Source organism: Tindallia texcoconensis (assembly GCF_055383815.1).
Genome location: NZ_AP042431.1, coordinates 2,237,133 through 2,251,412 on the forward strand (window position 1 = coordinate 2,237,133; position 14,280 = coordinate 2,251,412).

9 protein-coding genes are annotated in these 14,280 nt (G+C 40.7%); all 9 read left to right on the forward strand.

Annotation, left to right across the window (positions count from 1 at the left end; translation table 11 throughout):
- Window positions 1–32 precede the first annotated feature (32 nt).
- The gene (hutH, locus tag ACZ47N_RS10060; RefSeq protein WP_464886421.1) at window positions 33–1,556 is read left to right on the forward strand and encodes a histidine ammonia-lyase; all 1,524 of its coding nucleotides are present in this window, start codon (window positions 33–35) and stop codon (window positions 1,554–1,556) included.
- 156 nt (window positions 1,557–1,712) lie between these two features.
- The gene (locus ACZ47N_RS10065; protein WP_464886422.1) at window positions 1,713–3,026 is read left to right on the forward strand and encodes a Na+/H+ antiporter family protein; all 1,314 of its coding nucleotides are present in this window, start codon (window positions 1,713–1,715) and stop codon (window positions 3,024–3,026) included.
- Between the two features lie 110 nt (window positions 3,027–3,136).
- Entirely contained in the window at window positions 3,137–3,979 is an 843-nt protein-coding gene (locus ACZ47N_RS10070; protein WP_464886423.1) for a hypothetical protein, read from the forward strand.
- 126 nt (window positions 3,980–4,105) lie between these two features.
- A complete protein-coding gene (locus tag ACZ47N_RS10075; RefSeq protein ID WP_464886424.1) occupies window positions 4,106–4,588 on the forward strand; it encodes a (2Fe-2S)-binding protein in 483 nt (160 codons plus the stop codon).
- Window positions 4,585–5,463: an FAD binding domain-containing protein gene (locus ACZ47N_RS10080; protein ID WP_464886425.1), complete on the forward strand. Its 879-nt coding sequence runs from the start codon at window positions 4,585–4,587 to the stop codon at window positions 5,461–5,463. The genes ACZ47N_RS10075 and ACZ47N_RS10080 overlap by 4 nt, the downstream gene beginning before the upstream one ends.
- Window positions 5,453–7,744 carry a xanthine dehydrogenase family protein molybdopterin-binding subunit gene (locus tag ACZ47N_RS10085; RefSeq protein ID WP_464886426.1) on the forward strand — a complete coding sequence of 764 codons (2,292 nt, stop codon included), beginning with the start codon at window positions 5,453–5,455 and terminating at the stop codon, window positions 7,742–7,744. The genes ACZ47N_RS10080 and ACZ47N_RS10085 overlap by 11 nt, the downstream gene beginning before the upstream one ends.
- Before the next feature lies 1 nt (window position 7,745).
- On the forward strand, window positions 7,746–9,248 hold the full coding sequence (locus ACZ47N_RS10090; protein WP_464886427.1) for an HAL/PAL/TAL family ammonia-lyase: 1,503 nt from the start codon (window positions 7,746–7,748) through the stop codon (window positions 9,246–9,248).
- A 69-nt stretch (window positions 9,249–9,317) separates the two neighbouring features.
- A complete protein-coding gene (locus ACZ47N_RS10095) occupies window positions 9,318–11,015 on the forward strand; it encodes a BCCT family transporter (RefSeq protein ID WP_464886428.1) in 1,698 nt (565 codons plus the stop codon).
- Window positions 11,016–11,175: 160 nt separating this feature from the next.
- Entirely contained in the window at window positions 11,176–14,244 is a 3,069-nt protein-coding gene (locus tag ACZ47N_RS10100; protein WP_464886429.1) for a BTAD domain-containing putative transcriptional regulator, read from the forward strand.
- Window positions 14,245–14,280: the final 36 nt, after the last annotated feature.

Genomic DNA, 14,280 nt, shown 5'->3' on the forward strand with positions numbered 1-14,280 from the left:
ATAAAGCTGAAAGAATCAGAGGAGGTAGAACAATGAAAGAAATCAGAATTGATGGAAATAACCTTGGGATTGAAGATGTGGTTCAGGTGGCTCGTGAAAACATATTCGTGGCACTGACAGAAGAATCTGTAGAAAAAATCCATCGATCTCGCAAGATTGTGGATGATTTTGTGAATGAAGAAAAGGTGGTTTACGGAATTACCACAGGCTTCGGAAAATTTAGTGATGTAATGATCTCTAAGGACGAAGCCAAACAATTACAAAAAAACTTGATTATGAGCCATGCCTGCGGTGTTGGTGAGCCACTTCCAGAAGAAACCTCTCGAGCGGCGATGCTTTTAAGAGCAAACGCCTTAGCAAAAGGATTTTCTGGTGTTCGATTGGAAACGATTCAGACGTTGTTGGATATGTTGAATAAAGGAGTTCACCCAGTTATACCAGAAAAGGGATCCTTGGGTGCCAGTGGTGATCTTGCCCCACTTTCTCATATGGTCTTGGTGATGATGGGGATGGGAGAAGCTTTTTATCAGGGAAAACGGATGAGTGGACAAGAGGCTATGGAAAAAGCGGGCATAGTACCTGTTGAACTTACATCAAAAGAAGGACTAGGCTTGATTAATGGGACACAAATCATGACGGCCGTAGGCACTTTATGCTTTTATGACGCAATGATGCTGATGAAGACCGCAGACATTGCAGGAGCCATGACATTAGAAGCACTTCGTGGAATAACAGATGCCTTTGACGTGAGAATTCATCAAGTAAGACCTCATGCAGGACAGTTACAGAGTGCAGCGAATGTCATGAAGCTCACAGAAGAAAGCCAACGAACAACGCGACAAGGAGAGATTAGGGTACAGGATGCCTATACATTGCGTTGCATTCCCCAAGTCCATGGTGCTTCACGAGATGCATTGGAACATCTAAGAGGAAAGCTAGAAATCGAAATCAATTCTGTAACAGACAACCCCATCATTTTTGCAGATGAGAAGGAAGCCATTTCCGGCGGGAATTTTCATGGTCAACCCATGGCGCTGGCTTTCGACTATTTGGGCATTGCCATTGCCGAGTTGGCGAACATATCGGAACGCAGAATTGAGAGGCTTGTTAACCCTCAGTTAAGCGAACTTCCTGGGTTTTTGACTCGTAATGGAGGATTAAATTCAGGCCTAATGATTGCTCAGTATTCAGCAGCGGCCTTGGTATCTGAAAATAAAGTTTTGGCACATCCTGCCAGTGTAGATTCAATTCCATCGTCGGCTAATCAAGAGGATCATGTCAGCATGGGGACTATTGGTGCCAGAAAAGCACAGAGCATCCTATCCAACGCACAAAGTGTTATTGGAATTGAATTGATGGCGGCAGCCCAAGCCATTGATTTAGATAAAGAAGGGAATCCAGGAAGAGGAACTCATGTAGCCTATGAAACTTTGAGACAGCATTTAGCGACATTGGAAGAAGATCGAGTCCTATATGACGATATACAATTGTGCACATCTATGGTTGCCAGTGGACAAATTGCAAAAGCAGTTGAAAAAGAAGTGGGAGAACTGTAAAATAGAAGAGAATCTTCTATAAAGAATCTATGGCCAGGGTTCTGAAGCAGTGGTTGCTTTAGAATCCTGGATAGCATAGAAAAGGCATAGAATGATTGATTAATTTTGTGCTGAATTATCAGAAAAACAAAAATGTTGAAAAAGGAGGATGCAAACATGTTGACAAACCCGGTATTATTATCTGTATTGATTATGATTGTTCTTTGTCTGCTAAAGCTGAATGTATTGCTGTCTCTTATTGTAGCAGCTCTAGCAGGAGGTGTCTTAGCAGGGATGCCCCTGGGGGAGACTATGGGAGTAATGATTGATGGAATGGGAGGTAATTCTAGTACAGCCCTCAGTTACATTTTATTAGGGACCTTAGCCGCGACGCTTCACAAAACTGGAATAGCAACTATTCTATCTAAGAAAATCGTAGAGTGGGTTAAGGGGAAAGGGATTATTCTGGTTCTCATTATAGCAGCCGTAGCTTGTTTATCACAGAATCTGATTCCGGTACATATTGCCTTTGTGCCTATATTAATTCCGCCATTGGTAAAAGTAATGAACAAATTGAAAATCGACAGACGTGCCGTGGCATCTGCACTAACCTTCGGGTTAAAAGCCCCTTATGTTGCACTACCAGTTGGATATGGATGGATTTTCCACGGGTTAATTAGTGATAATATGACGGAAAATGGGATGGAAATTGCTCAAGGCTCAGTCTGGCATGTCATGTGGATTCCAGGTGCAGCCATGTTGGTTGGTCTTTTGGTTGCCGCTTTTATTACTTATCGAAAAGAAAGAGAATATGAGGATATTGAGCCCAAGGAAGGTGAAGTTCTTCCAGAAGAAGAAATGGAAGTGAAAATGACTGGAAAGCACTGGGTTGCCCTTGTGGGTGCTATATCAGCTTTAGCAATTCAGGTAAGTCCTCTTGGTTCTCTTCACATTGGTGCCTTGGTAGGGATCACGATCATGTTGGTTGGTGGTGCCATTAAGTGGAAAGACCTAGATGAAATGCTCCACAGTGGGATAGGTATGATGGGTTTTATCGCTTTTGTAATGTTGGTAGCGGCTGGTTACGGGTCTGTTATTCGTGAAACAGGTGGCGTGGCTGAATTGGTGGAATCCGCAGAAGCGATGCTTTCAGGAAGTCAGTTTATTGCTGCTACAGTTATGATTCTTATTGGACTATTTATTACCATGGGTATTGGAACTTCTTTTGGAACCATTCCTATTATTGCAGCTATTTATGTTCCAATGGCAGTAGCCCTTGGATTTAGTCCGCAGGCCACCATTCTTTTGATTGGTACAGCCGCAGCTTTGGGCGATGCTGGTTCCCCTGCATCGGATAGTACCCTTGCTCCAACAGCAGGACTGAATATTGACGGACAGCATGATCATATTTGGGATACTTGCGTTCCAACTTTCTTGCATTACAATATTCCCATTATGATTTTTGGGATTATTGGAGCGGTAATTTTGTAACATAGTCGGTCTAATGAAGAATCTACTGTTATTTAAGGCAGGTAGCTTTTAGCTGCCTGCCTTGTTTGGTCAAGCATCCGTAAACACAAGTGAAGACGGGAGGGGAAAGGGTGAAGCTAACTTTTTATAAATGTAGCCCTGCAGAAAACATGACAGTGCTGGTATGGGATTCGGTGGAGCCATCTGGCCAAGCTGAAATAGCAAATGAAATAATGAAAGAAAATCATCTTCATGCGGAGCAGGTAGGGTTTGTAACAAAACCAGTTCGCCAGAATTCAGAAATCACTGCCAGATTAGAAATGATGGGTGGTGAATTTTGTGCCAATGCAGCACTTTCCTTGGCAACGGTTTTAAGTGTTCGAAATGAAGGTCTTAATTATAGGGAAAACAATAGACATGAAATTTATTTGGAAACTAGTGGAATCAAGGAACCTATCACTTGCTATGTTGAAAACGATGACTCTGAATGCAGGCGGAAGGTGACCCTCCAATTACCTTTACCTGAAAAAATATCTTCTATGAATTTTTCCTCTGAAGAAGAGGATTTTGAGGGGGTATTGGTGGAACTGCCGGGTATAGCCCATGTAGTGACAAAGATTAAGAAGGGCGATAAGTTGGAAGCTTTTTTCATGGCGGTTCAGAAACAACTTGACCATAGAGGGTTTGATGCACTGGGAGTAATGTTTTTTGATGAAGAAACGTGTTTTATGAGACCTTTGGTATGGGTTCGGGCAACAGACAGTCTACTTTGGGAAAGAGGCTGTGGCTCTGGAACCGCTGCCCTAGGGGTTGCAATGGCAGCTCAAAAAGGAAAGTCCCTGGCATTGGAAGTCAATCAACCAGGAGGGACGCTTGGTGTCGATGTAGATTGGCAAGATGGGCAAGTCAAAAGCCTGTGGCTTTCCGGAGAAGTGAAAATCGTTGCGGAAGGAATTGCATACCTGGAAAGATGAAAAAAGTTAATTAATAGAATATGGAACATTGTTAGAAAATTTTTTGGCAAGGAGTGATTCCTTGTCTTTTTTTTGACTTTTTTTGATTATAATAGCAGTAATCATTGGAGAGAAAGGTGGAAGGACATGAAGCTTGACTTTATCGTTAATGGAAAAAGCTGTTCCATGGAAGTGGATCCGAACATAAGATTGCTTGATATACTACGGCAAAACATGGGGCTTACCGGCCCTAAAGAGGGATGTGGAGAAGGAGAATGCGGTGCCTGTACTGTTATTATGGATGGATTGGCTATTAATGCCTGTCTGGTACTGGCTCACCAAGTGATGAATAAAGAGGTGATCACCATCAAAGGGTTGGAAACCAATGGGGAACTGGATGTGCTGCAACAGTCCTTTATGGATAACGGAGCGATTCAATGTGGTTTTTGTACACCTGGGATGATTATGTCCGCAAAAGCATTATTGATAAAAAATCCGGAACCCTCACGAGAAGAAATTAAAAAGAGTATCGAAGGGAATTTATGTCGGTGTACCGGTTATTTGAATATCATTAAAGCCATTGAAGAAGCCGCTCTGAAAATCAAAAAAAGGAGGGCAGAACAAGAATGAAGCAGAATGCATTGCAGGTAAATTGCCCACAAAGCTTAATAGAGTTAGTTCAGTACCTTGAAAAAGCCGATGAAAAGACAACGATTTTGGCTGGGGGAACTGATTGGATGCTCCAATGGAAACAGGGAGAAATTCATCAAAATAGGATCATCGACATTAATCGAATACCAGAGACCAAAGGAATTCGAATTGAAGAGGATATGGTTATTGTAGGTGCTACCAGTACATTTAACGAAATCCTATCGAGTCAAGCGTTGCAAAGATGTGCCAACATATTGGTGCAGGCTGCCGAAAGTGTGGGTTCCACACAAATCAGAAACGTGGCAACGGTGGGTGGGAATATTGTTAATGCAGCACCTTGCGCTGATTCTGTTACGGCGCTAATGGCGCTCGATGCAAAATTACGGATGATCAATGGAAAAGGCGAATTCAGGGAGACTGAACTTGCTGATGTGATTCACAAACAAGGCGATTTAGCAATGAAACCCGATGAAGTGTTAATAGAAGTATTTTTTCCAAAGCCTCCTTTGGGAGCTTACAATGGGTTTGCCAAATTAGGGGACCGTTCGACAGTATCGATTTCAAAATTAAATGCAGGATTATCCATCTGTTGTAAAGAGGGAATAATAAAAAAAGCCAGCATTTCGCTTGGAGCCATTGGGCCAAAAGCGTTTGTTTCAGAAACGATAGGACAAGAGCTGATGGGAAACAAGATGGATGAAAAAATGAAGAAAACTCTTATACAATCAGTGGTACAGCTGGTGGATCGATCCATCAGCGGAAGAAAGTCGCATCCCTATAAAAGAGAAGCGGTGAAAGGATTGATGGAAGATCTGATAGCGAATCTGAAGGAGGTGGTTAAGCATGAATCCTGACATAAAAAAACAAAAGGAAAAATATGTTGGAACCTCTCCGGTGATCCACGATGCAAAAGAAAAAGCTACCGGGAAAATTCCTTATGTTGGAGACATGAAAAGAGCTGGAATGCTCTACGCCAGACTGGTTCTAAGTAACGTAGCTCATGGAAAAATTCTTCGTATTAATACTCAAAAAGCCGAAGCACTGCCAGGGGTTGTGAAGATATATACGGCTCAGAATACTCCGAACACCCTTTACAACTCCCATCAGTGGAACTCAGGACTGGATGTTTCAAAAGATGAACGACTCTTTAGTGAAAAGGCTCGTTTTGTAGGAGATCGTATTGCGGCTGTAGTGGCAACGGATCCATATACTGCCAAGAGGGCGGCGCAGATGGTTGAAATTGAATATGAGCCTCTCGAGCCGATTCTGACCATTGAAGATGCATTAGACTCAGAAAAACCACCTATTCACGAAAATAGTTCGAATCATGTCATGCACAAAAAAATGCAGGTAGGATCACTGGAAGCGTTGGATGAAAATGAATATATCACCATTGAGAGTGAAATGGAAACGCCCAAAGTTCATCATGCAGCAATGGAGCCCCATGTTTGTCTGGCGGAAGCCGACTATTCCGGGCATGTGACCATATGGACACCCTGCCAGGTAATATTTCAGGTACAATTAATTACCGCTCAGGCTGTTGGGTTGCCATTGGCGAAGGTGAGGGTAATAAAAGCACCAATGGGCGGTTCTTTTGGCGGCAAAGGTCAACCGATTTTGGAACCGGTATGTGCCTACATGGCTCATGACCTTCGCAAACCGATACGCCTTGAAACGGATCGCCGTGAGAGTATTCTTGCCAGTCGAAGCCGACATCGTATCAAAGGGAAAACAAAGACAATAGTCAGCCAGGAAGGGAAAATTAAAGGGAGAGAAATAGATCTTGTAGTAGATTCTGGTGCCTACCTTACCAATGGCGAAGCATTATTTATGGCAATGGCTAAGAAGGCGAACCGGCTCTATCGAATACCGCATCAAACAGTGAGCGGGGATGTGGTTTATACCAATACACCGATTGGAGGTGCATGCCGAGGATACGGATCTCCCCAAATTCATGGGATTACAGAAGTCAACATAGATAAAACGGCGGCTGCGATTGGATGGGATCCGGTGGATTTTAGAATAAAAAATTTAATTCATCCATTTGACGAAGACCCGACGGGTGGACCAAATCTTGGTAATGCCAGAGTATTGGACTGTGTGCGTAAAGGTGCTGAAAAATTCAATTGGTATCAACGTCGCCAACAGGTGGAAGAAAACCAGAGTGAGCGGTATTCCAGAGGTGTTGGAATGGCCTGCGCAACCCATGGGAATGGATACTACGGAGCTTATCAGGATTTTATTACACTAGATATGAGAATGACAGAGGACGGTGATTTGATATTAAAATCCGGAATTCATGATCTTGGATGTGGAACAGTCACCATCATGAAGCAAATTGTGGCAGAAGTCATGGATCTTCCGCTGGAAAAAATTGAGGCGATGGAAGGAGATACGCTGGTCAGCCCCTATGATTCTGCGGGCACTCAGGCCAGTCGCGTCACCTATGTCTGCGGTGCTGGAGCAAAAAAAATCGCGGAACTGCTAAAGGATAAAATGGTTGATAGTGCAGCCTGCATTTTCGATGTGGACTCAGGAAGGATAGCACTTCGGAACGGTAATGTTATGATTAAAGATGAAGATAAAGTGCTGACAAGTTGTGGGGAGCTTGTTATGAAGATGAAAGAAATTCAAAAGAAGGATGCTCAAATTGTATATACCTATGAATCACCGGCAAATCCTGGAGTTTATGGAGCGCATTTTGTCGAAGTGGAAATTGATCGGTTGACAGGCCTGATGAAGGTTTTGGATGTGCTGGCAGTTCATGATATAGGAAAAGCCATTAACCCTGGCTTTGTGGAAGGACAGATTCATGGTGCCGTTCAGATGGGAATCGGACTGGCTGTTTCGGAAGATCTTAAAATCGATGAAAATGGACAAGTAAAGGGAGATAATTTTAGTCGATATCATGTAGTCAATGCGCCGGATATGCCACTAATTGAAGTGATTTTGATAGAAGATGGAGATGAACATGGACCCTATGGCGCCAAAAGCATAGGGGAAGTTGCGACCGTTCCTGTGACACCAGCCATTATTAATGCGGTCTATCACGCGTTGGGTGTTGAAATAACAAAACTTCCTGCGATTCCTGAACGAATAATAGAGGCCATCAAGCATAAAGAAGAGGGGGAATAGAATGCCGAAAGAATGCATCACCCTGACAGGAAAGAATTTAACTTTGCGTGAAGTGGAAATGGTTGCCTGTCAAAAGGTGAAAGTAGAAATTGAATCGGAAGTGATGGAACATATCGATGAGTGTCGAAAAATCGTCTACGAACTGGCAGATAGCGAAACGCCTGTCTATGGATTCAATCGTGGTGTTGGAATGAATAAAGACAGGGAGGTGATGGGAAAATACTTTTCGGATTACAATCGAAATCTGATTCTTGCCCATTGTGTCAGCGTTGGAGAACCTGCCCCAGAGGTAGTCACAAGAGCAGCGATTTTAGCCAGACTTAATACGTTTCTGATTGGCTGTACTGGAATACAACCGGATATTGTCCTGATGTACAAGGAGCTCTTGAACCGGGAAATACATCCTATCATACCGAATAAAGGGTCCATAGGAGAAGGGGACATTGGATGTCTTTCCCATATTGGACTGGCAATTATTGGCGAAGGAGAGGTAATGTACAGGGGTGAACGAATTTCTTCCAGAGAGGCACTGGAAAATGAAGGACTTACCCCTATTGTTTTAGGACCTAAGGATGGGTTGGCTATTGTCTCATCCAATGCCCTCTCTGCCGGTAAAGGTGCTTTAGTGCTGAGAGAAATTGAAAAACTGGCAGATATGCTGGACTTGGTCTATGCCATGTCTTTGGAAGGGTTACGGGGGAATGTAACGCCTCTGGAAGAAAAACCCTATGAGTACAGAGGATTTCCAGGTCAGGCAGAAAGCATGAAACGAGTACGGGAATTACTGGAAGACAGTTATCTGTGGCTTCCCGGTGTAACGGAGTCACTCCAAGACCCACTAAGTTACAGAGGTTCCTGCCAGCTTCATGGATCCTTAAGAGATGCTCTTGAATACACACGCCACTATCTGAACCTGCAGTTGAACACGTCAGATGATAATCCTTGCTTATTAAAAGATGAAAAGAGAATTATCTCTTGTGCGAACTACGAACCTACTACCTGGGTTCTTGGCTTCGAAATGTTGGGTGTTGCATTAAGTCATGTTTCAAGAAATGCCTGCTACCGAACCATAAAGCTATCGAACCCGAAGTTTACAGGATTATCAAGGTTTCTGACACCTTCAGATACACGTGTGATTGCCTATGGCACCATCCAAAAGACTTTTGCAGCACTAGACGCAGAAAATCGACATTTATCCAATCCGGTGAGTGCTGATTATTTATCACTGGCAGGTGATATGGAGGACAGAGGGACCAACAGCGTTTATGTGGTAGATAAAACAGAAAAAATAATTGACAATATCTGGTGGATTCTGGCGATTGAATTGATGCATTCAGCACAGGCGATAGACCTTCGCAAAGCAACTCGCCTTGGAAAAGGAACGGGGCCAGCATTTAAAAAAGTAAGGGAAACGATTTCCTTCCTGGAAGAGGATCGAAATCTAACAAAAGATATTGAGAAAGCGTATAAGTTATTAAAAAATGGTGAACTATTAAATATTTGACTTTTTTCAGACGGAGGCATGTTAATTTAAAGTCAATCAAAGATTACTATTTAGTATGAGGAGGTTGTGATGAAGATGGAAAATAATGATGTGCGTATTCGAAAAGCTATTTTTATTCCGATGTCTATTATTTTTTCGTTGGCTGTTATTATGGGAGCTTTTTTTCCGGATCAATTTCTTAAGGGTGTTAATACCATCGTAATGTTTGCTAATGATTCCTTTGGATGGCTGTTTCTGCTGGCGGCGGTGATGTTTCTGGTTGCTTGTCTCTTCCTATTCTTTTCAAAATTTGGAGCTATTCGTTTGGGAGGACCTGATGCAAAGCCAGAATACAGTAATTGGTACTGGTTTGCAATATCACTGACAGCGGGAATCGCTACTGGCATCCTCTTTTGGGCCATTGCAGAACCGATTTTTCACTTTATGGCTCCGCCAGAAGCCCTAGGTCTTGAACCAGGATCCGAAGCAGCGGCAATGTTCTCCATGGGCATCTCCTATTTACATTGGTCTTTTGTTCCGTATGCTATGTATGGGATCTGTGGAATAGGCATTGCCTATGCCGTCTACAATATGAATTTACCCTACAATGTTAGTTCAACATTGTACCCGATTTTCGGCAAAAAGACACAAGGTTCTGTAGGTGCGGTTGTTGACAATCTATGCCTTTTTGCTATGGGTGGTGCTGTTGCAGCCATGCTTGGGGTAGCAACGTTGGCGATAGGAGCTGGGCTTGAAGTAGTGTTTGGTATTTCTCAGTCAAGAATTCTTTGGTTGGCGATTATGATTGTCATTGTACTCAGTTATGTTATTTCCAGTTATACCGGGCTGAATCGCGGAATTAAGTGGCTGGCTGACAAGAACTCAAAACTGTTTATCATTATGATGGGCTTTGTCTTTATTATAGGACCAACTGCGTTTATTCTGGATATTGGGACCCAGTCCTTTGGCTATTTTATGCAAAACTTTTTGACTCTTGCAACCTGGACAAGTCCAATTGAAGGTTCCAGTTGGCCTCAATGGTGGCCGGTTTACTACTGGGCAATTTGGATTGCGTATGCGCCATTAATAGGAATGTTTCTTGCTCGATTAGCAAAAGGGCGTACGATTCGTCAGTTTATGACAGTTAACCTTTTTATCCCAGCGTTCTTTGGCATTTTCTGGTTTGCTGTTTTTGGAGGCACTTCAATTTACTACGAAATACACGCGCTGAGCCTTTGGGATTCGATTCAATCCCTTGGTTTGGAAGTAGCTGTGTTTGCTTTCCTTCAAAACCTTCCATTTGCAACATTATTGAGTGTTGGATTCATTTTTGCACTGTATATTTCTGTGGTAACACTGGCGGACTCCATGACCAATACCGTAGCCTCTCTTTCTACAACAGCCCATAATCAGGAAGAAAAAGAACCGCCGGTGAAGATTAAATTTTTCTGGGGAATTGTGATGTGTTCATTGACCTTCGTTAACCTGGCACGAGCCGGAGAGGGTTCCATGGAAGGAATAGATGCAACAAAGGAAATTGCAACTGTTGCAGGATTTCCAACGCTCTTTCTAATGATCCTGATGACCGTTGCAATCATTTATATGATTGTGAAACGGGAGAAATTTGATATGGCCTATCATCCGGAAACAGCAAAAGCAACCTATGACAGAGGCGAAGGAATAATGGCAGATATAAGAGAAAGCTTTGCAAAACCAGTAGAGGCACCGGCCTATAGCAGCGTTGCAAAAAAGGCTGATTTATCAGAAACAGAAGTGACAGCTGAATAAGACTCTTTATCATTGCACAGAAAGGGAGCTCCTGACTCAGGAACTCCCTTTTTAAAAGTGATAAAAAAGAATGTGGAGACAAGGTTGTCTGCATAGAATGGAATCGATATAATGAAAATGTAAGGACTGGAGCAAAAACGATTGGGGGAGCGAGAGAACTATGAAAATTTCTGTAAATTATTTAGGGATTCCTGAAGTGCTTGCCGATGGAAAAGTGATCTCGTTTCCTTTTAAAAAAGCGGAAATGATCTTCTATTATATAGTCTTAGAAAAAAAAGTATCAAGAGAAAAATTGGTAGAGTTATTTTGGCCAGAAGCTGATGAACTGGCAGCAAAAAAAAACTTGAGAAATGCTGTGTATGTCATTAAAAAGTTGTTGGGAAACGAACTGTTTATATCTGCTAAAAGACATGTGATTCAACTAAATACGAGTATAATTGTAGAAATAGATCTGGAAGCTTTTGTTGATAAAGTCGATGAGGAAGCAATTCTTTATTATCGAGGAGAGTTTCTTGAAGGCATTCATATTAAGGATGCTGATTCTGTTGAAAACTGGCTGTTTCAGAAGAGACAGGAATATCATGAAATGTATTTATCAAAACTCAATCAGCTAACAAAAATATCTCTGGATGCCAAAGCATATCAACAAGCAGAAAGCTACGGAAAAAAATTGGTGTCTCAGGATCTCCTTAACGAAGAATCTTATCGATTACTAATGGCTGTCTTTTTACAACAAAAAAAGATCAATCAAAGCATTGCGGTTTATGAGGAATTAAAATTAGTTCTTGAGAGGGAACTGTCTGTTTCTCCTGATGATGAAACAAAAGAACTATTTGATCAGATTCTTTGTCTGAAGAGAAACACGGGTAAGGGTATAAAAACATCGGATATAGGGTTTGGAGATATATTTTATGGAAGAGAACAACAACTACAGATCATGGATTCGAATCATCAACGTTTTTTAAATAATGAAGGAGCGCAATCTATCTTAATAACCGGTGAAGCTGGGATTGGCAAAAGTAAACTTATTGAAGAATTTATAAAAAAAACAAATCGAAATACTTGCAGCTGGATTCTTTCGTATTGCTATAAGCCAGAAGAGAATGACTATTATAAACCATGGATGCCAGTTATTTCGAAAATAGTAAGCGTGGCTGAACGTCTTCAAATAGATATTCCGATGCAAACAATTGAAATTTTAGAAGGAGTATTTCCAGAGTTAACCCGCATGAAGAAAAAATCATATGAAACAAAGGAATATAGAAGATACAGAGATCAGATGATTGAAAATCAGATACTTCAATTGATTAAAACAATAGCTGAAAAAAGCAGGTTATTTATTATTTTTGAAGACATTCAATGGATGGATGAAAAAAGTCGATCATTACTACATTATGTACTAATAAACACTGGGTATGATTTTTACATGATTACTTCACTTCGATATGAGAGTGCTTATGAAGATCATAGTTGCTTTGATCAGCTTCAGATAAAAGGTGTTTTGAAAAAAATTGCATTGGAACCTTTTAGTGAAGAAAAAACCATCGATTTTTCAAAGAAACTATGGAAAAGAGCTGATTTTCCTAAAAATTTAGAAGAAGCGGTTTATCCAGAAACTCAGGGGAATACATTTTTTATTAAAGAGTTATTAAATTGCTACATGAAAACAAGTGAACAAAGAATGGGGAATATTCCCATGGAAAATGCTATTAAATCAAGGTTTCTCGATTTAACAGAAGAAGAGATTAAAATAGTTAATATGGCGTCTCTCTTTTTTGATAAAATTTCTATAGAAAATTTAAAGCAATTGACTGGAAAGGATGATTTAGAATTAATTGATTTGTTGGTTAATCTCCAGCAGAAGAATATTTTGAAGGAAATTGTTGGATTTAATGAAGCGCCTTTTGAAAGCAAGTTTATTTTTACACATCAGAAAGTTCGTGAATATGTTTACAGCCATATTCCAGTTTTCAAAAGAAAAGTACTTCACCTGAAAATAGCAAAAATGTTGGAACAACGTATGGAAAATCAACATAATCCAATAGTGTTGTACACGAAGCTGATGCATCATTATAAGAACGCATCTGACGAAGTGAATTTTCTACATTATAAAATCAAAAATGTAGAAAAACACTTGGATTTTAATCATGAGATGTTTCCGATCCTGAAGCATGAAGGCGATAGTATAAATCTATCGTGGGATAGGGAGAGGGTTACTGTTGAGCTGAAGCAAGTTCATAAGTTATTGGTAGAAATTCGGAAAAAGAATCCTGTAAGAGTTTATGAGGAGATGGAGGTAAAGTATTTAAACATCTTGTCTAGATTTCAAATTTTGCAGGGTAATCATGAAAAAGGGATGGCTATTAATCGAAATATGATCGAAAAATCAGAAAAAATCAACAACCCAGAAACCATGCTTCAGGGCTATAAGCATGCCATCTATTATTGCATAAACATTCGGCGACCTGAGGAAATGAGACGTTGTATTCATAAAGCATTTCAAGTCCTTAGAAATAATGAGTTTTTGAATGTAAAGGAAGAGACAGCAATTTTTTTTCGATTAAAGGGTAAAATGAAAATTATGACAGGAAATTATCATGAAGCGGAAGGCTATTTTAAAAAAGCCCTAAAGCTCTTTATAAGCGCTGACCATATCCATCCCTACATTTTAAATATAGCAGCTTGTTATAGTTTTTTAGGAGAATGTCGTAGACTAGTGGGGGATCTAGAAGGAGCGATGACCCATTATCGAAAAGCTGTTATTATATGCGAAAAAAAGAAATTGAAAAAAGGTCTCTCGGTTTTCTATGTGCACTTAGGGAAACTATACTTTGATACGAACCAGTGGAATGAGGCAGAGAAATGTTTTTGCAAATATATTGAATATTATAAACATTCAGACTGTTTGTGGAAAAAATCGATACCTTATGGATGTATGGCAGTCATACTTCTAAAAAAAGATCGAAAAATGGAAGCTCTTCAATACTTTAAAGAAGCATCTGTTTGTGTTGAACGTTTTCAGAATCCATATGAAATAGGAACGCACTATCGAATTTGTTGGATGATTGCAAAAAAAATGAGGGAAGACAAGGGGTTGAAAAAAACATTTAAAGGGGTTTTGTCGAAAGATCCAGATTTTTATTTGCAAGGGATTAGAGAAAATGCAGATAAGACAAGTTCAGATTATGAATTAAATCAGTCACTAGACAGCCCTTCGACACTTTATTGACGCTCACGCCGTATAATAAAGGAAAACAATAGGAAT

Bases quoted from the DNA above. Each gene is read 5' to 3' on its own strand.
- ACZ47N_RS10090 (WP_464886427.1), top strand. From the start codon at position 7,746: ATGCCGAAAGAATGCATCACCCTGACAGGAAAGAATTTAACTTTGCGT.
- ACZ47N_RS10065 (WP_464886422.1), top strand. From the start codon at position 1,713: ATGTTGACAAACCCGGTATTATTATCTGTATTGATTATGATTGTTCTT.
- ACZ47N_RS10075 (WP_464886424.1), top strand. From the start codon at position 4,106: ATGAAGCTTGACTTTATCGTTAATGGAAAAAGCTGTTCCATGGAAGTG.
- ACZ47N_RS10095 (WP_464886428.1), top strand. From the start codon at position 9,318: ATGAAGATGGAAAATAATGATGTGCGTATTCGAAAAGCTATTTTTATT.
- hutH (WP_464886421.1), top strand. From the start codon at position 33: ATGAAAGAAATCAGAATTGATGGAAATAACCTTGGGATTGAAGATGTG.
- ACZ47N_RS10085 (WP_464886426.1), top strand. From the start codon at position 5,453: ATGAATCCTGACATAAAAAAACAAAAGGAAAAATATGTTGGAACCTCT.
- ACZ47N_RS10080 (WP_464886425.1), top strand. From the start codon at position 4,585: ATGAAGCAGAATGCATTGCAGGTAAATTGCCCACAAAGCTTAATAGAG.
- ACZ47N_RS10100 (WP_464886429.1), top strand. From the start codon at position 11,176: ATGAAAATTTCTGTAAATTATTTAGGGATTCCTGAAGTGCTTGCCGAT.